A 19,006-nucleotide genomic window follows, 5' to 3' on the forward strand; every position below is an offset into this window, starting at 1 on the left:
GCTAGAACTTGTTGCTGATGCTGAAGTTGAAGTTCTGCTCGTCGTCGGTGTCCTCTTTGGCGACCGGAACCGCATAGTCGATGCGCAGCGGTCCGAACGGCGACGCCCAGATCACGCTGGCGCCGACCGAAGCGCGCCACTCCATGTCCCTGCTGCCGATGGTCACGCCCGGAACCGAGATGTCGTTTCCGTACAAGGTGGCCGCATCGGCGAACACGGCGCCCTTGAGCCCGAAGCTCTGTGGGATGCCGGGTACCGGGAATTGTGCTTCCGCGCTCACGTTGAAGTAGGTCGTGCCGCCCAGGTGATCGCCGGTCGCGGCGTCGACCGGACCGATGCCGCCATACTCGAAACCGCGGATCATACGGTCGTTGCTCTGGAACAGGTCGAACACCCGCAGGCCGTCATCGCCGATCGGCTCGATGTGGCCAGCGCCCAGACGGATCAACCCGATGAGATCCATTTCTTCGTTGAGCGTGTGGTAGTAGTTCGCACGCCCGGCGACCTGGAAGAAGTTCGCATCGCCGCCGAGGCCCGCGAACTCCGTCGTGAACGTCGCGTAGAGACCCTGGCGTGGGTTCTTCATGTCGTCGATGTTGTTGTAGGTCGCCGTTGCGCTGAGCGAGGACTTCGACCACGGGCTCTGGTTCTCGATCGCGTCCTGGATGACCGGGCTGAGATCGCACTTCGTCGGATCGAACGCGCCGAATGCGTCAACGCACTCGTCGTTATATTCGTACTCTTCCTCGGTGTAGTTGTAGGCCAGCTGCGTGCTCAGGTTCTCCGTGATCGGAAGACCAAAACGCACGGTCGCGCCGTTCAACTCGCTCTTATAGTCGTCATAGGTTCGCGTCTGGCGGTAGACGTCGAAGCCCGCTGCGATACGGCGACCGAGGAAATACGGCTCGGTGAACGAGATCGAGTAATCGCGCGCGTTCTTGCCACCGCCGGCAGAGAGCCGGATGAACTGGCCGCGGCCGAGGAAGTTGCGCTCGACAATCGAGCCTTCAACCGTGGGACCGTCGGTGGAGCCGCCCGTCGTATACCCGCCACCGATGGCGAACTCGCCGGTCGACTTTTCCATCAGATCCACGACCAGCACGACCTGGTCGGGCTCGGATCCGGGCACGGTCGAAATCTCGACGACCTGGAAATAGTCGAGCTTCTCCAGCCGGCGCTTGGCGCGCTGGATGAGAACCTGGTTGAACGCGTCGCCCTCGGCAATGTCGAACTCGCGACGGATGACATAGTCGCGCGTCTTCGCGTTTCCGCGGATTTCGATGCGCTCGACGTAGGTGCGTGCGCCCTGGTCGATCGTGTAGACGACGGAGATCGTCCGGTTCTCGAAGTTGCGATCGCCGCGCGGGGTGACCTGCGCGAACGCATAGCCCATCCCGGCCAGACGCTCGGTGATGGCGATGATCGTGTCTTCGACATTCTTGGCGCTGTAGACATTGCCGGAATGCGTCTCGAGCAGCGAATTGAAGGACTCGCTCTCGACGCCGGGAATGGTGCTTTCGACGCTGATGTCGCCGAATGTGTAGCGCTCGCCCTCTTCCACCGTGATCGTCACGGTGTACTCGTTGCTGGTCTCGTTCAGCTCGCCGACGGCCGACAGAACCTGGAAGTCGGCATAGCCGCGATTGTAGTAGAAGCGGCGCAGCGCTTCCTCATCCGCCCGCAGACGGTCCTCGTCGTAAATGTCGTCGCGCGTCAGCAGCGACAGGACGGTCGACCGCTTGGTCGAGATCACGTCGGCCAGACGGCCGTCGCGGTACGCGGTGTTGCCGACAAAGTTGATCGCGGCGATCTTGGTGCGATCGCCTTCGTTGATCTGGTACACCACGTTGACGCGGTTGTTGCCGAGATCGATGACCTGAGGCGTCACCGTGGCGTCGTCACGGCCGATGCGCGAATAGGCCTGACGGATCATGTCGGCGTCGGCCTCCATGGTCGCGGTCGAGAATGCGCCACGAGGCTTCAGCTGCACCTGAGCGGCAAGCGCGGCATCCTTGAGCTTCTTGTTGCCCTGGAAGAGCACCTGGTTGACGACGGAAAGCTCGCTGACCTCCACGACGAGCGTCGAGCCCGCCTGACTGACGCGCACGTCCGAAAACAGTCCAGTGGCGAAGAGCTTCTTCACCGCTTCGTCGATGTCGTCGTTGGAAAACGACTTGCCAGGCTGGATGCCCACATAGCTGCGAATGGTTTCGGCGCCGACGCGCTGGTTGCCCCGCACTTCAATGCGGCTGACAACCGCAGCCTCCGCGGCGGTGACGGCGACCAGCTGGATCGCAACCGCGCCCTGCAAGGCAAGGGCCGCGCTTAAAGCGACCGCCGAAACGGCCCCCTTGAAACTTTTCGTTGCCTTCATCGGGCGTTCAAACCTTTTTTCTCGTAGTCCCCACGGCGAGAAATCCGGACGTCGCTGTGTTTGCGATACCGTAATAGCCGGATTTTCCCTACACGCAAGGCTTCTGGTTAATTTGTATTTACTAAGCGTTCCGGCGTGACATTCGCGTCACGCCTAACGAGCCTCATGGTAAACGAAATCTCAATACGCGCCCGCATCCCATGGAATTTCCTAACTTTTCAGCAGCCAAAGAGATCATTCCAGAAGACGAACACCATGAACCCCAAAACCAGAAACATGCCGACGCGGTAGATGGCGTCCATGAACCGCTCCGACACGGGCCGCCTCAGCACAGCCTCGGCTCCGTAGAACGCGAGATGGCCCCCGTCCAGAGGCGGAATCGGGAGGAGATTGAGTATGCCGATTCCTACGGAAAGCAAGGCCACCAGTTGCACCAGCCACTCAAAGCCAAGCTTTGCCGCGCGTCCCGCCATGTCCGCTATCTTGACCGGCCCTCCAAGCTGGCATTTGTCCTCACGCCCGACAACAAAGCGTTTCAGAAATTGACCGGTTCGAGCCACTACGTGGCCGGTCTCGCGGACCGCCTCCACGACCGCACCGGCGGGCGTGAAGGTGATCACTCGCGGCTCGCCCATCTCGGCATTGTTGATCACGCCTATGGCGGCCACCTTGATCTTGTTGCCTAGCGCGTCCTCCTGCTCAACGAGCTCAGGCGTCGCCCGCAGGGTGACCTCCCGCCCGTCACGCAGGACGACGAAGACCAGCTCGTCGCCGGCCCGCCCCTGAACGAATCGCTGCAGGTCGGCAAAGGTCTCGACCACACCGCCATCGACGGACACGAATCGGTCGCCCGGCTCGAATCCCGCGGCGGCGGCGGGGCTGTCCGGACGGACTTCGGCGACCGTGGGTTGCAGAACGGTCTTCCCATACATCGCGAAAAGTACGGCGAAAACGGCGATCGTGAGCAGGAAATTGAATAGCGGTCCGGCGACTACGGTCGCCGCCCGCTTCCAGATCGGCTGCAGATGGAAAGCGCGCCGGCGGTCGGCCTCGCTGAGGTGACTGGACACATCGCCGCTTGGACTGCTGGTGACGCTCATGTCACCGACGAACTTCACGTAACCTCCGAGCGGCACGGCGCAGATCTTCCAGCGCGTGCCGTGCCGATCATTGAACCCGATCAGCTCCGGCCCGAAGCCGATCGAAAACGCGGTAACCCCGATGCCGCACCAGCGGCCTACGAGATAGTGGCCAAGCTCGTGGACGAAGACGACCACCGTCAGCACGAAAAGGAACGGGACGATGGTGCCGATCAGCAGTCCCTCGGTACTGAAGATAGCGGGCAGGAGATCGCTCAAATGACACACTCAGCGCTGGCAGGGACCTTGCGCGCAATTGCCAGAGCAATGGCGAAGAATCCGTGGCTTGTCGTCTGTGACGATCGTGGCGTGGGCCCGGTCTCCCGCCGCCCCGTCACGGGAAGAGGGATTGTGCCGGGTGGTTGAGCCCGCCAGTCGCCGCTCCGATCAGGTACAGACCAAACGCGGCCGCGACAAGCCCGTCGACGCGATCCATCACGCCTCCGTGACCCGGAATGATGTTGCCGGAGTCCTTCGCGCCGTGGCGCCGCTTGACCGCGGATTCGAACAGATCGCCGACCTGCGATACGATCGAGAGCAGCAGCGCGACGAGCGCCAGCATCGGAAGGTTGCCGGCTCCCGCCACAAGGGCAACAAGGACCCCGCCGAGAACGCCGCCGGCAGCGCCACCGAGCGCGCCGCTCCACGTCTTGCCAGGGGAGATCGACGGCGCGAGCTTCGGCCCGCCGACAGCGCGGCCGACGAAATAGGCCAGGATATCCGTCGCCCAAACGACCGCGAAGAGATACAGGATCGCCAGCAGCCCTCCGGCATCATTGTCGCGCAGGAACGCCAGGGAAATCGCCGCCGCGCCCGCATAGGCTAGGCTTGCGGCCGTCTCCCGGCCGTCGCCCCCTGCGAGACCGAAGGCGAAGCTCGCCACGACCGAGGCCGTGACCAGCAGGATCACCGTTTCCGCCGAAAAACCCGCCACAAGCGCCAGCATGCAGCCGCCGAGCAACGCACCGGCAAGAATCTTCCCCGCTACGCTGCCGGTCCGCCGCGAGATCGTCGACCACTCATAGATGATCGACATCGCTATCAATGCAGCAAGCAGGCGGAACCAGAAGCCGCCGACCCACGTGATCGCCAGCACGGCCACCGCAAGGATAATCGAGGAAATGACGCGCAGCTGGAGATTGCTGAGCGGCAGCCTTCCTGGTTCCGCGTTCGTCACGAAGCCACGTCCCGGGCGGCAGCGCCGCCAAACCGCCGCTCCCGCGCGGCGAAGATCTTCAGCGCCTCGTCGAGATCGGCCGTGGAGAAATCGGGCCAGTAGCAGGGAAGGAATACAAGCTCGCTGTAGGCCGCCTGCCATGGCAGGAAATTGGATAGCCGGACTTCTCCGCTGGTTCTTATTACGAGGTCGGGATCCGGCATCTCCGCGGTGTCGAGGCAGCGCGCAAAGGCGGCCTCATCTATCGCGTCCGGCTCGATGGCGCCTGCCCTGACCGCCTCGGCGAGCTTCCGCGCCGCCCGGGCGATCTCGTCGCGACCTCCATAGTTGAAGGCGATGACGAGATTGAGCTGACCGTTTCCGGCCGTCAGCGTCTCGGCCTCCTGCAGCAATGCACGGATGTCGGGCGCCAGGCCCTCACGGTCGCCGATCACGTGAACGCGTACGCCGTTCTGATGAAGGTCGGCAAGGTCGCGTCGAATGTAGATCTTCAGCAATCCCATCAGATCGCTGACTTCCGACTTGGGCCGGGCCCAGTTCTCGGACGAGAAAGCATAGACCGTCAGCCAGGGGACGCCGGCGTCGCCGACGAAGCGCACCGTCTTGCGAAGCGCTTCGACGCCCGCGCGATGCCCCGCGAGGCGCGGAAGGCCGCGAGCCTTCGCCCAACGGCCGTTGCCGTCCATGATGATCGCTATATGAGCGGGCGTCGCCATTCCCTGCCCTTCAAGCCGCCCCGGTCAGACGCCGGTGCGGTCAAACCTGCATGATCTCAGCTTCCTTTTCAGAAAGCAGCGAGTCGACCGTGCTGATCATGTCGTCGGTCATCTTTTGCACGCGATCGTGTTGGGCGCGATGATCGTCCTGACTGATGGTGCCGTCTTTCTCGGCCTTCTTCAGGATCTCCATACCGTCGCGGCGCACGTGGCGCACGGCAACGCGCGCGTTCTCGGCGTAGGTATGAGCGATCTTCACCAATTCCTTGCGCCGCTGCTCGTTGAGCTCCGGCAGCGGAATGCGCAGCGTGGTGCCGTCCATGATCGGATTGAAGCCGAGATTGGCTTCGCGGATCGCACGATCGACGGCGCCGACCATCTGCTTGTCCCATACCGACACCGAGATCATCCGGGGTTCCGGCACAGAGACCGTGGCCACCTGGTTGATCGGCATGCTGCTGCCGTAAGCGGTCACCTGAATGGGATCCAGCAGGTTGCTGGAGGCACGGCCCGTCCGCAGCGAAGCAATATCATGCTTGAAGGCGCTGATTGCGCCATCCATGCGCCGCTGCAGGTCCTTGAAGTCCGCCCCTTCCGACATCTTTAGTTCTCCTTGCTACTGCTGGGGACTGCGGCGATCAGGCGTCCGCCACGATCGTACAGCGTCCGCCGCCTGTCAGAATTTCCCCAAATCCGCCTTTCTCATGGATCGAAAAGACAATTATCGGGATGTGGTTTTCACGTGCAAGCGCTATTGCGGCGGTGTCCATGATCGACAGCCCGCGCTGCAGCACTTCGTCGTGGGTGATGCGTTCGTAGCGCTGAGCGCTCGGATCCTTCTTCGGATCAGCCGAATAGACCCCGTCCACCTGCGTGCCCTTGAAGAGCGCATCGGCGCCGATCTCGGCTGCCCGAAGCGCGGCGGCGCTGTCCGTCGTGAAGAATGGATTGCCCGTGCCGCCGGCAAAGATGACGACCTTGCCCTGATCCATGTAGGCGGTCGCCTGCCGCTGCGAGAAGCTCTCGCACAGCTCGGGCATGGCGATCGCGGACAATACGACCGCGTCGACGCCAAGCTTCACCAGCGACGTGCGCAGCGCGAGAGAATTGATGACGGTCGCCAGCATGCCCATGTGGTCGCCGGTGACCCGGTCGCCGCCCTTGGAGGCGACTGCAACGCCGCGGAAGATGTTGCCGCCGCCGATGACGACGCCTACCTCCACGCCAAGCGCCCTCGCCTCGGCGATGTCGGATGCGATCTGGTCGACCACGGAAACGTCGATGCCAAAGCCTTGGCCGCCCATCAAAGCCTCGCCCGACGCTTTCAGGAGCACACGTCGATAGAGAGGCTTCACCGGCATTTGTTTCCCTGGATTCGTTGGATGCGGTGCTGCGATACACGAAGGCTGCCGCGATGTCACGCCGCGCACGGCCGAGTTCACAGCCGTCGCAGGGATTCGGCAGTGCGGGCCATGAGCTCGCGGCTCAAAACGCATCGGCCGGACATTCTCACGAATGCCCGGCCGAAGATTTACCTGCTTGTGGGCAGATCGATCGTTAAAAGACTCAGCTCTTCACCGCCGCGGCGACCTCGGCCGCGAAGTCTGTCTCTTCCTTCTCGATGCCCTCGCCGAGCGCAAAGCGCACGAAAGCGGTGATCTTCGCAGGGGCGCCGATGTCCTTCTCGGCTTCCTTGAGCGCGTTCTCGACCGTAACGTCCGGGTTCATGACGAAAGCCTGCTTCAGGAGCACGACTTCCTCGTAGAACTTGCGCAGGCGGCCTTCGACCATCTTCTCGATGATGTTCTCAGGCTTGCCGGACGCACGCGCCTGGTCGGAGAAGATCGCCTTCTCGCGCTCGACGGCAGCCGGATCGACCTCATTCTCGCTCAGCGCAAGCGGGTTGGTCGCCGCCACATGCATCGCCACCTGGCGTGCGAATGCGGAGGCCTTCTGCGCATCGCCGATCGTCTCGATGGCGACGAGGACGCCCAGCTTGCCGAGATTGTCGGCGACCGAGTTGTGGACATAGGTCGCCACCGCGCCCGACGAAACCTCGAGCTTGGTCGAACGACGGAAGCCCAGGTTCTCGCCGATGGTGCCGACGGCGTCCTTGATCGTCTCGGTAACGGACTTCTCGGAACCCGGATAGCGCGCCTCAGCGACCGCATCGGTCTTGCCGCCCTGCGCCAGGGCAACCTTGGCGACGTTGCGAACGATTTCCTGGAAGGCGGCGTTGCGGGCCACGAAGTCGGTCTCGGAGTTGACCTCGACGATCGCGGCTTCGCGTTCGCCGGCGTCGACACCGATCAGGCCTTCGGCAGCAGTACGTCCCGCCTTCTTGTCGGCCTTGGCGATGCCCTTCTTGCGCAGCCAGTCGACGGCAGCCTCGATGTCGCCATTGGTCTCGGCAAGGGCGGCCTTGCAGTCCATCATGCCCGCGCCGGTCAGATCGCGGAGTTCTTTCACCTGTGCAGCAGAAATGCTCATCTCGAAACCTCTTGTGTAAACACGGCGGCGCACCATCGGTTGCGATGATGCGCCGTTCGCCGGCGCGGATCATACGCGCCGAATCAATCAGGGGTTTGAAGGCCCTGGAGCGGGCCTTCGCACTCAGGCCTTCGGCGCTTCGTCGGTCGATTCCTCGAGCGCAGGCTCGACAGGAACCTCGGCGGACGCGCCAACGTCGACGCCCATGGCGCCCTGCTGGCGTGCGATGCCGTCGATCGCCGCCTTGGCGATGAGGTCGCAATAGAGCTGGATGGCGCGCGCGGCGTCGTCGTTGCCCGGAATCGGGAAGTCGATCTTGTCCGGATCGCAGTTCGAATCGATGATGGCGACGACCGGGATGCCGAGACGCTTGGCTTCCTGGATGGCGATCGCTTCCTTGTTGGTGTCGATCACGAACATCAGGTCAGGCGTCGAGCCCATGTCCTTGATGCCGCCCAGCGCCTTGTTGAGCTTCTCGCGCTCGCGATCGAGGTTGAGGCGCTCCTTCTTGGTGAAGCCCTGAGCCTCGCCGCCGGCAAGAATCTCGTCGAGCTTGCGCAGGCGCTGGATCGAGTTCGAGATCGTCTTCCAGTTGGTGAGCATGCCGCCCAGCCAGCGCGAGTTGACGTAGTACTGCGCCGAGCGCGCTGCTGCGTCAGCGACGATGTCCGACGCCTGGCGCTTGGTGCCGACGAACAGGACGCGACCGCCGCGGGCGACGACGTCGGAAACCTGCTTCAGGGCCTGATGCAGAAGCGGCACCGTCTGCGACAGATCGATGACGTGGATGTTGTTGCGAGCGCCGTAGATGTAGGGCGCCATCTTCGGGTTCCAGCGATGGGTCTGGTGGCCGAAGTGAACGCCAGCTTCCAAAAGCTGACGCATGGAGAAATCTGGCAGAGCCATTCTTTAGTTTCCTTTCCGGTTGGCCTCCACGGACATCGGCAGCTTCCGCCTGAACCGGATCGAAAAGCCAAAAAGCGATTCGGGGTTAGCTTCTGCCGCCACCGGAGGTCTCAGCCGGATTTCTCCCGGACAGACACCAAAGTCCGTGTGTGGAATGGTCGCGCATATAGAGGGAGATGCGAGGAAAGGCAAGCGCGTGGCCGGTAAACGTCTGCCGCGGCCACGCGGGAGCGTGGACCAGACCCTAGTTCTGATCTTCATCCCCCAGATCCCCGTCCATCCGATCATCGGCACGACCATGGAAGAAGATTTGAATCTCCTCCATGTCGACACGCCCGTCTGCATTTCCGTCCACGCCCTTGAAGATACGAGCATGGAAGTCCTGAATTTCCTGGAGCGAGAGTGCGCCATCCCCGTCAGCGTCCGCGACGGCGAACAGGATCTTCATAGCCGGACCGTGCATGCCGCCTCGCCTGTCTCTCCAGCCGTCACGTCTTCCGTGACGAGCCATTCGGTCACCATAGCGGTCCCGGTTCCAGTGAGGCCCGCGATCGCCGCCCCCACGTTGCTCGCGGGACATCATGTCTTCCATCATCTGACGCATCATCTGGCGCATTGCTGGAGCGTCGCCGGGCATTGCCTGCCCATTCGCGCCAGAAGGTGAAGCGGTGGCATCACCCGTCTGAGCCGAGGCGGGTGACACGGCCGCCGTCACCCCGCAGGCGATTGCGAGAGTTGCTAGTTTCCAGAGCGTATTCATCGTCTCCTCCGCTGCACAAAGTGTGCGGTTCACCATTCTGCCGATCGCAGGATGGTGAAGGTGCGAAGACAATTCATCGCCCAGAAGATTGTTCCGACGATGCGATCAAGTGCACGATAACGAGGTTGGAGGTCGTCACGATCCGCATGCTGAGGAAGCGTGGGAGCTTCGCCTCACTTGCAGCCTGTCTCGGCCGGGGCAGGAAACATCGACAGGTTGACGAGCGTACCCTTCATGGAGAAGTCCCCATAATCCATGACCAGATCGCGGCTCATGCCGTTCTCGTGCAGCTTGAAGCTGATCCGGTATTCGGGCACGTCCTCCCCTCCCGTCGCCGCCTCGTCGAAATAGGCGATGTCGACCGGCCAGAATGCGTCCGCGGCAAGCGTCGCCAGCACCTTCTTCTCCGGATCGGAGTCTTGCGGCTTCTGCCGTTTGCCGATGATCACGGTGGTGGTCATCACCTTGTCGGCATCCTCCGAGCCGTCGAAAAGACTGGTCTCGTAAAAAGTCTCGCCGGCCTCGGCCTTATGGATCAACTCTTCCAGGTGCTTGGTCGGAAACTGCGTCGGCTTGAGGTCGATCTCGGCCGGTTCCGGCTTCTCGATATCGACCACGAGCCTGTCGCCCTGGAGCTTGGCAGTGCCCTTTACTTCCCGATCGGGGTTCTGGTCGACGAAGGATTTCGTCACGAAGCTGAAGGTCTTGCCCTCTGCATCCTCGAAGGTGGTGGTCTGCTGATCGGTGAGCCGCGAGACGTCGCGCGTCTGGATGTCGGTGACGAATCGGAACTTGACCGTGTAACCGTCGCAGGGCGAGCCGTTGAATTCGTAGACCATGCGTCCGTTGAGCCCGATGATGCCCGACCGCTCGCTCGCCTTGTCCAGCACCAGATCGTAGACGGCGCGATGCGGCGCCAGCGGCGTGGCGGCTGCGGCGGGCTGCGCGGCAAGGGGAAGAAGCGGCAGGAGAGCAAGGGCTGCGAGGCGCTTGGCGCGCATGAAGTCACTCCGAATGCGCGGTCACAATGAGACCGCTGGGCAAGTTGCCCCACCATAAAAAAAGTCGTGGCGGAAGCGAGGCAAAAATAGCACCTTCCGGCCGATCCGTCCGAACTGCCCCCAAGATTTGAGGAAGACGACCATGGCTGAGACAATCGAGCAAAGGCTGGCGAGCCTCGGTGTCGAGTTGCCCGCGGCGGCCGCGCCCGCCGCCAACTACGTGCCGTTCACACGCACCGGCAATCTGCTGCTCACCGCTGGCCAACTGCCGCTGAAGGACGGGAAGCTCGCGGCCAGCGGCAAGCTCGGCCGCGACCTCGACGTCGGAGCCGGCAAGGAGGCTGCCAAGCTCTGCGCCATCAATATCCTCGCCCAGGCAAAGGCGGCGCTCGGCGACCTGGAGAAGATCGCGAGACTGGTCAAGATAACCGTCTTCGTCGCTTCCGATCCGGAGTTCACCGAGCAGCATCTTGTCGCCAACGGCGCGTCGGACTTCCTCGCCCAAGCTTTGGGGGAACGTGGCAAGCATGCGCGCTCTGCGGTCGGCGTATCCTGTCTTCCGCTCGGCGCGGCCGTCGAGATCGAAGCCATCATCGAGGTCGCGTGAGCCATGGTGTCGGATATCGCATGGCTCACCGAACGCCCGATCGCGCATCGCGGCTATCATGACCTGAACAACAAGATCTGGGAGAACACGCTGACCGCCTTCGCCCGTGCGGCAGAGCACGGATATGCGATCGAATGCGATGTGCATCTCTCTTCGGACGGCGTTCCGGTGATCTTCCACGACACCACGCTCGCACGGCTCACCGGGACCGAGGGATTTGTGTGGCAGCGCACGGCGGCCGAAATGCAAGCGCTGCGCATCGGCGGCACCGCGGACCATGCACCCTCGCTTCAGGAAATGCTCGACCTCGTGGCAGGCCGCGTGCCGCTCGTCATCGAACTGAAGGGCATTCCCGGCAGGGATGCCGGGCTGGTGGCGGAGGTGGCTCGAACGCTCAAGAACTATCGCGGCAAGGCTGCGATCATGTCCTTCGATCACTGGCTAATCCGCGATTTTTCCCGCGACGCGCCCGGCGTTCCGGCAGGCCTCACCGCCTGGGGAGACAAGGAGCACGAACTCGAGGCGCATTTCTCGATCCTCGCCCATGGCATCGACTTCGTATCCTACGGGGTCGGTCACCTGCCGAACCGGTTCGTGTCCTTCGTCCGGGAGCGGCTGAACATGCCGGTAATCACCTGGACAGTACGCGACCAGGCCGCGGTCGAGGCGACCTTTACCCATGCCGACCAGATGACATTCGAAGGGTTTGCGCCCGGCGCAGTGGCTTGAAGGCGGAAACAACGCCGCCAGTTTCAGGCGCTTGTTTTCGCAACTGCGAAGCGTAAGTAAGGGGAATGGACGGCGAAACCGATGCAGGCTTGCAACGTGGGGATGGCGCGCTGGTCATCCGGGCCGCCTCGAGTGTCGGCGCGTTCAGCCGCAGCGAGTGGCTCGCGCTTCGGGGAACCTCCAGAAGCGACTCAAGCATCACTTACAACCCGTTTGTTTCATACGACTTTCTGTGCTCGCTCGAAGAGTCGGGCTGCGCCGTTCCCCGTTCCGGATGGCAAGGGCATCATCTGCGACTGGAAGCGACGGACGGCACCCTGCTGGGAGCCGTACCCTGCTATCTGAAATCACACAGCCAGGGCGAATATGTCTTCGATCACGGCTGGGCGGATGCCTTCGAGCGCGCCGGCGGGCGCTATTATCCGAAGCTGCAGGCCTCGGTGCCCTTCACGCCGGCAACGGGACCGCGGCTGCTGGTGGGGCAGCATGGCGAGCCCGGCGCGATAAAGGCGGCGCTCGCGGCCGGGCTGAAGACTGTCTCGGAGAAGCTCGGCGTTTCCTCCGCCCATGTCACATTCGGGGAAGCGGGCGACATGGCCGCGCTCGAACAGACAGGCTTCCTGAAGCGCACCGACCAGCAGTTCCACTTCTTGAACGCCGGCTATTCCAGCTATGACGACTTCCTAGGATCACTGGCCTCCCGCAAGCGCAAGGCCTTGAAGAAGGAACGACGCGAAGCGCTGGCCGATGGTATTTCCATCGACTGGCTGACCGGCAAGGACCTGACGGAATCCGTGTGGGACGACTTCTTCGCCTTCTACATGGACACGGGCAGCCGCAAGTGGGGGCGACCGTATCTCAATCGAAGATTCTTCTCCCTGATCGGCGAGCGCATGGCGGACGACGTGCTGCTCATCATGGCTAAACGGGCGGGGCGCTACGTCGCCGGCGCCATCAATTTCATCGGCTCGGACACGCTCTACGGACGCAACTGGGGCTGCATCGAGCATCACCCCTTCCTGCATTTCGAGGTCTGCTACCATCAGGCGATCGATTTCGCGATCGAGCACAAGCTGAAGGTGGTCGAAGCCGGCGCTCAGGGCGAGCACAAGCTGGCGCGCGGCTACACCCCGGTCACGACGCATTCGGCGCACTACATTGCCCATCCCGGTCTGCGCCGCGCCATTGCCGACTACCTGGCGCGCGAGCGCCGGGAGGTCGAGAGCATCGGCACCTATTTCGAGGAACATACACCGTACAGGAAAGTGAGTAGTGAATAGTAAGTAATAATCCGCCGATTCACGCTTCACCGGAGAGGCAAGGACAGCAGGCGCATGGGCAGGTCCTGCACAAAATGAATGTGTCTCAGGCATAGATCATTCAATTGTTCCAATCGCTACTCTCTATTTTCTACTCACTACTCACTACTCACTACTCATTATTCACCATTCACTATTCACTATTCACTATTCACTATTCACTATTCACTAAGGAAGCACCATGACACCCCAGTACGACGACGGCAACGTGTTCGCGAAAATCCTGCGCGGCGAGATGCCCGCCTACAAACTCTATGAGGATGGCGACACCCTGGCCTTCATGGACATCATGCCCCGGGGAACGGGTCATTGCCTGGTCATCCCCAAAGCGCCGTCGCGCAACATCCTGGACGTGACGCCTGAGAGCCTGGCGGCGGTGATGAATACCGTGCAGAGGCTGGCGCGCGCCGTGAAGAAGGCCTTTTCGGCCGACGGCGTTACGGTCCAGCAATTCAACGAGACCGCCGGCGGACAGATCGTCTTCCACCTGCATGTCCACATCCTGCCCCGCTTCGAGGGCGTTGCGCTGAGGCCGCATACGGGCGTGATGGAGAAGGCGGACGTGCTGGCGGACAACGCCGAAAAGATCAAATCCGCCCTGCAGGAGGCGTGAAGCGGCGGCCGTCCCCGCAGGGACCGGCCGCTATGGCGTTGCCAGCAGTCCGATCACCAACACAGCCTCGGCGGCAAGAATGCCGGCGAGGACCGAGCGGCGAACCAGGATGAATGTCGCGAAGCCGGAGGCCGCGGCGCCGACACGCAACACCAGCGGGCTCTCAGCCAACTCGCCACCCGGAAAGACGATCAGGTTGCCGATGACGGCCGCCACGAAGGCCGTCGCCACTGCCCGCACGAGCACCATGAACTCCGATTTCTCAGGGATGCGGTCGCCCAGATAGACGCCGAGGAAGCGCCAGGCGTCCGTGGCCAGCCAGCCGCCGACGATGATGAAGAGGTAGGGCCACCACCAGGCGTCGAAATATGCGAAGGTCATGTCCGACGGCCCGCCTTGAGCAGCCTGTGAGCCCCATAGGCGGCGGTCCCACCGATCAGTCCCCCGGCAAGCAGGTCTATCCCCGGCGCAAGCACGTGAAAGACCGGTCCCAGCACCATGCCGAACGCCATCGCGAAGTGCCCGGCCCGCTCTCGCGACGAAGCCCACAACGACGTCAGGAAGTACATCGGCGTGAGGAACAGCAGCGAGGCCGACGCCATCGGCGGCAGCGTCTCGGCCACTGCAAAGGTGACGGCAACGACGGCCATGTTGAGAAGGATCAGCGTCGAACCCAGGCCTGCATAGCAGGATGTCCGCATCTCGGGCGGCACGCTGCGCAGCCTTTCCATGGCGAGCACCCAGGACGTCACCGCCACGAAATGCGAGAGTGCGTAGAACACCCAGCGCGGCGTGCGCGCGCCGCGCAACTCCGGCAATAGCGCAATGACCATCGGCATCAGCCTGACCGAGGAAAACGCCACGGCCAGCGCGGCGGCAGGCAGCGTCGCGCCCGACATGATGGCGCCGATGAGCACGACCTTGGCCGGCAGGGCCCAGACGATGGCCGTCATGAACAGCGTCTGCTGAACGGTGAGACCGGCCTCTCGGGCCAGTCCGGCGAAGCCCACGAAGGAGACCGCCAGAATGAGACCGGGTATCGAGAAGGCCATGATCACGCCGTGGAAGAACCATCGGCGTCGGTTCTGGAAGGATTGGGGTGCGAATTCGGCCATGCTGTCCGGCGCATATCACGGGCGTCCGCAGGCAGCGATGCACATTCCTCACAAAGATGTGCTGTGGCGCCATCAACTCAGGGCCGTCGTTCGGGCGGCGGCTTGTGAAGCGCCACGCCGCCCGTGACGAGCGCGATGCCGAGCAGGTCCCGCAGGGTCGGGATCTGCCCGAGGACGATGGCAGCGATCAGGGTTGCGATGGCCGGAAGCAGCGAGAGCATCAGCGCGAACGTGGCGCGCGGCAGCCGCGACATGGCAAGTTGGTCAGAGACGTATGGGATGACCGAAGAACAAACTCCCACGCCTATTCCGGCCAGGAGAAGGGTCGGCGAGGACATGGCCTCGATCGCCTCGCTCACCCCGATCGGGAACACGACGATGAGTGCTATCAGCATGGCGCTCCCCAGCCGCTCGACGCCCGTTCCAGCCCCCGCCTCTGCTGCCCGGTGGCCGAGCACGATGTACATCCCGAAGAGTGTCGCGTTGGCGGCGGCGAAGGCCAGGCCGACCGGGTCCGAAGCCAGGCTGAGGTTGATGAGCACGAAGACACCGAAAGCTGCGAGCGCAAGAGCCGCCAGATTGCGCAAAGATCGAAGTCCGACGAGTGCGACACAAATTGTCGCGACGAACTCCATTGCCGCGACGAGGCTCACGGGCAGGCGCGCCAGCGCCACGTAGAACGACACGTTCATCAGGGCGAGGCAGGCGCCAAGCGCCATCAGCAGGACTCGGCTTCGCCCGTCGGCGCTGCGAAACGTTTTAACAGGTCGCGTGACGGGCGCGAAGATGAGCGCCGCCGAAGCGATGCGCAACCAGGCCACTCCCAGGACCCCGACGGCAGGAAAGAGCAGGACTGCGAAGGCGGGGCCGAGATAGTGAAAAACAGCACTGACCCCGAACCAAGCTTGGGGCGGAACTCTTTCGGCCATTTCCGTAAAGACTTGCATTGCGCTCTCCCACCAGCACAATGCAAGTCACGAAGCGTATTATCGATAAGCGATCGTCGTCACCAGTTGCCTATTGGCCGACAAAAATGAGAGATTTCGAATGAAACGCCTTCGATATGAAGATGGCAACGTCGACGCCGTGGACGCTCGGATTCTCCAGGCCCTGTCGCAGAACGCCCGCACAAGCGTCGCCGATCTGGCGCGCGCTGTCGGCCTCTCCGCGCCGAGCGTCTCCGAACGGCTCAAGCGCCTGGAGGAGAACGGCGTGATCGAAGGCTATGCCGTCCGGATCAACGCAAGAGCGCTGGGGCTTCCGGTGGCGGCATGGCTCCGCGTGCGACCGCTGCCCGGCGAACTGCAGCGCGTCGCGGATATCTTGAGAAAGTTGCCAGAAGTGGTCGAATGCGACCGTATCACCGGAGACGACTGCTTCATGGCCCGCGCGTTTGTGCGGGACATGCAGGATCTCGAACGGGTGATCGACCAGATCATTCCCTATGCGATGACAAATACGTCGATCATCCAGTCGACGCCTGTGGAGCGCCGCATGCCACCGCTTGTCGCCGGTTCGCGATCAACCACTGGCGCTTTCGCAGCCCGGATTCCCGGCAAATGAAAAAGGCCGCCCGAGAGGACGGCCTGTTTCAGATCAGCTGGAGGCTACTTTCGTGGCAGCTGCGGCACCAGACTACGCTTGGGGCCCTTCCCGGCCGCAGGCTTCGGCTTGGGTGCGGCCGCCTTCTTCGGCGCCGCCGCCTTCTTCGCCTTGGACTTGCGGGGAAGCGGTTTTTCCGGCTCCTCCTTCTTCGGCTTGACCGGCACCTCGTCGGCGACGGTGTCGAGCTTCAGCTTGTCGCCGTCCACGGTGACCCGGACCGTGCCGCCCTTCCTGAGCTTGCCGAACAGCACTTCGTCCGCCAGCGGCTTCTTGATGTGCTCCTGGATCACGCGGCCAAGAGGCCGCGCGCCCATGCGCTCGTCGTAGCCCTTGTCCGCCAGCCAGGCGACAGCCTCCGGCGCGAGGTCGAAGGTGACGCCACGCTCGGACAACTGCGCCTCGAGCTGAATGACGAACTTCTGCACCACCTGGTGGATGACCGGCACGGGCAGCGAGCCGAAGGGGATGATCGCGTCGAGACGGTTGCGGAACTCCGGCGTGAACATCCGGTTGATCGCTTCCATGTCGTCGCCTTCGCGCTTCGATGAGCCGAACCCGATCGCCGCCCTGGCCATGTCGGCTGCACCCGCATTGGTCGTCATGATGAGGATGACGTTGCGGAAGTCGATCTGCTTGCCGTTGTGATCGGTCAGCTTGCCATGGTCCATCACCTGCAACAGGATGTTGAACAGGTCCGGATGCGCCTTCTCGATCTCGTCGAGCAGCAACACGCAATGCGGATGCTGGTCGACGCCGTCGGTCAGAAGGCCGCCCTGGTCGAAGCCGACATAGCCGGGAGGCGCGCCGATGAGCCTGCTCACCGTGTGGCGCTCCATGTATTCCGACATGTCGAAGCGCAGAAGCTCGACCCCGAGCGAGGCAGCAAGCTGCTTCGCCACCTCGGTCTTGCCGACGCCCGTCGGACCGGAGAACAGGTAGGAGCCGATCGGCTTTTCCGGTTCGCGCAGGCCGGCACGCGCCAGCTTGATCGACGCCGAAAGCGCCTCGATCGCCATGTCCTGGCCGTAAACGACGCGCTTCAGCTCGGCCTCGAGATTGGCGAGTACCTTCTCGTCGTCGGCAGAGACGGTCTTGGGCGGGATGCGCGCCATCGTGGCGATGGTCGCCTCGATTTCCTTCACCGAGATCGTCTTCTTGCGCTTGGCCTCCGGCAGCAGCATCTGCGACGCGCCCGTCTCGTCGATCACGTCGATCGCCTTGTCCGGCAGCTTGCGATCGTTGATGTAGCGGGCCGAAAGCTCGACAGCCGCCTTGATCGCGTCGTTGGTGAACTTCACTTTGTGGAAGTCTTCGTAGTAGGGCTTCAGGCCCTTCATGATCTCGATGGCATCATCGACCGTCGGCTCGTTCACGTCGATCTTCTGGAAGCGACGGACGAGGGCCCGGTCCTTCTCGAAGAACTGGCGGAACTCCTTGTAGGTGGTCGAGCCGATGCAGCGGATCGTGCCGGACGACAGCGCCGGCTTGAGCAGGTTGGACGCGTCCATGGCGCCGCCGGACGTCGCACCCGCCCCGATCACTGTGTGGATCTCGTCGATGAAGAGGATGGCGCCGGGGTAGTCCTCGAGCTCCTTGACGACCTGCTTCAGCCGCTCCTCGAAGTCGCCGCGATAGCGCGTGCCGGCAAGCAGCGTGCCCATGTCGAGCGCGAAGATGGTGGCGTTGGTGAGCACGCCGGGGACGTCGCCCTCGACGATGCGCTTGGCCAGTCCCTCGGCGATCGCCGTCTTGCCGACGCCGGGATCGCCGACATAGAGCGGGTTGTTCTTGGAGCGGCGGCACAGCACCTGGATCGTGCGATTGATTTCGGACGCCCGCCCGATCAGCGGGTCGATCCGACCGGCCTTGGCCTTGTTGTTCAGGTTGACGCAATAGGCCGACAGCGCATCTTGCTGCTTCTTCTTGCCGTTGTCTTCGGACTGATCGCCGTTCGCCTGGCCGGACTGCTCCTCCTCGGCGCCACGCGGCGAACGCGATTCGTTGGCCCCCGGCCGCTTTGCTATGCCGTGCGAGATGTAGTTGACCGCGTCGTAGCGGGTCATCTGCTGCTCCTGGAGGAAGTAGGCAGCATGGCTCTCGCGCTCGGCGAAGATGGCGACGAGCACGTTGGCGCCGGATACCTCCTCACGACCCGATGACTGCACGTGGATCACGGCGCGCTGAATCACGCGCTGAAAGCCGGCCGTGGGCTTCGAGTCCTCGTCATAGCCCGTGACCAGGTTGTCGAGCTCGGTGTCGATGTAGGTGATTACTGTCTGCTTGAGCTCGTCGAGATCGACATTGCAAGCACGCATGACCGCGGCGGCGTCGCCGTCATCGATCAGCGCGAGCAGCAAGTGCTCGAGCGTCGCATACTCGTGATGGCGTTCGTTGGCGAAGGTCAACGCCTGATGCAGCGCCTTTTCCAGGCCTTGGGAGAAAGCCGGCATTATAA

19 protein-coding genes are annotated in these 19,006 nt (G+C 62.9%); 5 read left to right on the plus strand and 14 right to left on the minus strand.

The annotated features are described in order from the left end of the window. Position 1: 1 nt before the first annotated feature. From bamA to PD284_RS15985, 10 genes are all read right to left on the minus strand, one after another. Positions 2 to 2,374: an outer membrane protein assembly factor BamA gene (bamA, locus tag PD284_RS15940; RefSeq protein ID WP_274629156.1), complete on the minus strand. Its 2,373-nt coding sequence runs from the start codon at positions 2,372 to 2,374 to the stop codon at positions 2 to 4. Positions 2,375 to 2,592: 218 nt separating this feature from the next. Further along, entirely contained in the window at positions 2,593 to 3,732 is a 1,140-nt protein-coding gene (gene rseP / locus PD284_RS15945) for an RIP metalloprotease RseP (RefSeq protein ID WP_274629157.1), read from the minus strand. Positions 3,733 to 3,847: 115 nt separating this feature from the next. After that, positions 3,848 to 4,690, minus strand: coding sequence for a phosphatidate cytidylyltransferase (locus tag PD284_RS15950; RefSeq protein ID WP_274629158.1), 843 nt, complete (start codon positions 4,688 to 4,690; stop codon positions 3,848 to 3,850). Beyond that, a complete protein-coding gene (locus tag PD284_RS15955; protein ID WP_274629159.1) occupies positions 4,687 to 5,406 on the minus strand; it encodes an isoprenyl transferase in 720 nt (239 codons plus the stop codon). The genes PD284_RS15950 and PD284_RS15955 overlap by 4 nt, the downstream gene beginning before the upstream one ends. A 40-nt stretch (positions 5,407 to 5,446) precedes the next feature. After that, on the minus strand, positions 5,447 to 6,007 hold the full coding sequence (gene frr / locus PD284_RS15960; protein ID WP_274629160.1) for a ribosome recycling factor: 561 nt from the start codon (positions 6,005 to 6,007) through the stop codon (positions 5,447 to 5,449). Positions 6,008 to 6,044: 37 nt separating this feature from the next. Continuing rightward, positions 6,045 to 6,767, minus strand: a complete 723-nt coding sequence (gene pyrH / locus PD284_RS15965) for a UMP kinase (protein ID WP_274629161.1) — start codon at positions 6,765 to 6,767, stop codon at positions 6,045 to 6,047. Between the two features lie 205 nt (positions 6,768 to 6,972). After that, positions 6,973 to 7,896 carry a translation elongation factor Ts gene (gene tsf / locus PD284_RS15970; protein ID WP_274629162.1) on the minus strand — a complete coding sequence of 308 codons (924 nt, stop codon included), beginning with the start codon at positions 7,894 to 7,896 and terminating at the stop codon, positions 6,973 to 6,975. Positions 7,897 to 8,019: 123 nt separating this feature from the next. Then, entirely contained in the window at positions 8,020 to 8,802 is a 783-nt protein-coding gene (gene rpsB, locus PD284_RS15975; protein ID WP_274629163.1) for a 30S ribosomal protein S2, read from the minus strand. 244 nt (positions 8,803 to 9,046) lie between these two features. Then, positions 9,047 to 9,562 (minus strand): PLC family EF-hand domain-containing protein, encoded by a 516-nt coding sequence (locus tag PD284_RS15980; protein WP_274629164.1) that lies wholly within the window; start codon positions 9,560 to 9,562, stop codon positions 9,047 to 9,049. Positions 9,563 to 9,735: 173 nt separating this feature from the next. Continuing rightward, positions 9,736 to 10,563: a cell envelope integrity EipB family protein gene (locus PD284_RS15985; RefSeq protein WP_274629165.1), complete on the minus strand. Its 828-nt coding sequence runs from the start codon at positions 10,561 to 10,563 to the stop codon at positions 9,736 to 9,738. A gap of 142 nt (positions 10,564 to 10,705) precedes the next feature. Between PD284_RS15985 and PD284_RS15990 the strand changes: the two genes are divergently transcribed. The 4 genes from PD284_RS15990 to PD284_RS16005 all read left to right on the plus strand — a co-directional run bounded on the left by PD284_RS15990 (position 10,706) and on the right by PD284_RS16005 (position 13,831). Further along, on the plus strand, positions 10,706 to 11,170 hold the full coding sequence (locus tag PD284_RS15990; RefSeq protein WP_274629166.1) for a RidA family protein: 465 nt from the start codon (positions 10,706 to 10,708) through the stop codon (positions 11,168 to 11,170). Between the two features lie 6 nt (positions 11,171 to 11,176). Then, positions 11,177 to 11,899 (plus strand): glycerophosphodiester phosphodiesterase, encoded by a 723-nt coding sequence (locus PD284_RS15995; RefSeq protein WP_274630659.1) that lies wholly within the window; start codon positions 11,177 to 11,179, stop codon positions 11,897 to 11,899. Between the two features lie 65 nt (positions 11,900 to 11,964). After that, positions 11,965 to 13,179, plus strand: a complete 1,215-nt coding sequence (locus PD284_RS16000) for a GNAT family N-acetyltransferase (protein WP_274629167.1) — start codon at positions 11,965 to 11,967, stop codon at positions 13,177 to 13,179. A 220-nt stretch (positions 13,180 to 13,399) separates the two neighbouring features. Further along, positions 13,400 to 13,831 carry an HIT family protein gene (locus PD284_RS16005; RefSeq protein ID WP_274629168.1) on the plus strand — a complete coding sequence of 144 codons (432 nt, stop codon included), beginning with the start codon at positions 13,400 to 13,402 and terminating at the stop codon, positions 13,829 to 13,831. Between the two features lie 30 nt (positions 13,832 to 13,861). On the opposite strand, the gene PD284_RS16010 is transcribed toward PD284_RS16005, so the two are convergent. The 3 genes from PD284_RS16010 to PD284_RS16020 all read right to left on the minus strand — a co-directional run bounded on the left by PD284_RS16010 (position 13,862) and on the right by PD284_RS16020 (position 15,893). Next, positions 13,862 to 14,212, minus strand: a complete 351-nt coding sequence (locus PD284_RS16010; protein ID WP_274629169.1) for an AzlD domain-containing protein — start codon at positions 14,210 to 14,212, stop codon at positions 13,862 to 13,864. Beyond that, entirely contained in the window at positions 14,209 to 14,946 is a 738-nt protein-coding gene (locus PD284_RS16015) for an AzlC family ABC transporter permease (RefSeq protein WP_274629170.1), read from the minus strand. The genes PD284_RS16010 and PD284_RS16015 overlap by 4 nt, the downstream gene beginning before the upstream one ends. Positions 14,947 to 15,023: 77 nt before the next feature. Beyond that, positions 15,024 to 15,893, minus strand: a complete 870-nt coding sequence (locus PD284_RS16020) for an EamA family transporter (RefSeq protein ID WP_274629171.1) — start codon at positions 15,891 to 15,893, stop codon at positions 15,024 to 15,026. Positions 15,894 to 15,993: 100 nt separating this feature from the next. Between PD284_RS16020 and PD284_RS16025 the strand changes: the two genes are divergently transcribed. Next, positions 15,994 to 16,509, plus strand: a complete 516-nt coding sequence (locus PD284_RS16025) for an Lrp/AsnC family transcriptional regulator (RefSeq protein ID WP_274630660.1) — start codon at positions 15,994 to 15,996, stop codon at positions 16,507 to 16,509. Between the two features lie 44 nt (positions 16,510 to 16,553). Here PD284_RS16025 and clpA read toward each other — a convergent pair whose 3' ends face one another. Then, complete coding sequence (clpA, locus tag PD284_RS16030; RefSeq protein WP_274629172.1) at positions 16,554 to 19,001, minus strand: ATP-dependent Clp protease ATP-binding subunit ClpA; 2,448 nt, start codon at positions 18,999 to 19,001, stop codon at positions 16,554 to 16,556. Positions 19,002 to 19,006: the final 5 nt, after the last annotated feature.

The sequence above is a fragment of the Mesorhizobium shangrilense genome, from assembly GCF_028826155.1.
Classification (GTDB): Bacteria; Pseudomonadota; Alphaproteobacteria; order Rhizobiales; family Rhizobiaceae; genus Arvimicrobium; species Arvimicrobium flavum.

Bases quoted from the DNA above. Each gene is read 5' to 3' on its own strand.
- bamA (WP_274629156.1), bottom strand. From the start codon at position 2,374: ATGAAGGCAACGAAAAGTTTCAAGGGGGCCGTTTCGGCGGTCGCTTTA.
- PD284_RS15955 (WP_274629159.1), bottom strand. From the start codon at position 5,406: ATGGCGACGCCCGCTCATATAGCGATCATCATGGACGGCAACGGCCGT.
- frr (WP_274629160.1), bottom strand. From the start codon at position 6,007: ATGTCGGAAGGGGCGGACTTCAAGGACCTGCAGCGGCGCATGGATGGC.
- pyrH (WP_274629161.1), bottom strand. From the start codon at position 6,767: ATGCCGGTGAAGCCTCTCTATCGACGTGTGCTCCTGAAAGCGTCGGGC.
- tsf (WP_274629162.1), bottom strand. From the start codon at position 7,896: ATGAGCATTTCTGCTGCACAGGTGAAAGAACTCCGCGATCTGACCGGC.
- rpsB (WP_274629163.1), bottom strand. From the start codon at position 8,802: ATGGCTCTGCCAGATTTCTCCATGCGTCAGCTTTTGGAAGCTGGCGTT.
- PD284_RS15980 (WP_274629164.1), bottom strand. From the start codon at position 9,562: ATGAATACGCTCTGGAAACTAGCAACTCTCGCAATCGCCTGCGGGGTG.
- PD284_RS15985 (WP_274629165.1), bottom strand. From the start codon at position 10,563: ATGCGCGCCAAGCGCCTCGCAGCCCTTGCTCTCCTGCCGCTTCTTCCC.
- PD284_RS15990 (WP_274629166.1), top strand. From the start codon at position 10,706: ATGGCTGAGACAATCGAGCAAAGGCTGGCGAGCCTCGGTGTCGAGTTG.
- PD284_RS16000 (WP_274629167.1), top strand. From the start codon at position 11,965: ATGGACGGCGAAACCGATGCAGGCTTGCAACGTGGGGATGGCGCGCTG.
- PD284_RS16005 (WP_274629168.1), top strand. From the start codon at position 13,400: ATGACACCCCAGTACGACGACGGCAACGTGTTCGCGAAAATCCTGCGC.
- PD284_RS16010 (WP_274629169.1), bottom strand. From the start codon at position 14,212: ATGACCTTCGCATATTTCGACGCCTGGTGGTGGCCCTACCTCTTCATC.
- PD284_RS16015 (WP_274629170.1), bottom strand. From the start codon at position 14,946: ATGGCCGAATTCGCACCCCAATCCTTCCAGAACCGACGCCGATGGTTC.
- PD284_RS16020 (WP_274629171.1), bottom strand. From the start codon at position 15,893: ATGCAAGTCTTTACGGAAATGGCCGAAAGAGTTCCGCCCCAAGCTTGG.
- PD284_RS16025 (WP_274630660.1), top strand. From the start codon at position 15,994: ATGAAACGCCTTCGATATGAAGATGGCAACGTCGACGCCGTGGACGCT.
- clpA (WP_274629172.1), bottom strand. From the start codon at position 19,001: ATGCCGGCTTTCTCCCAAGGCCTGGAAAAGGCGCTGCATCAGGCGTTG.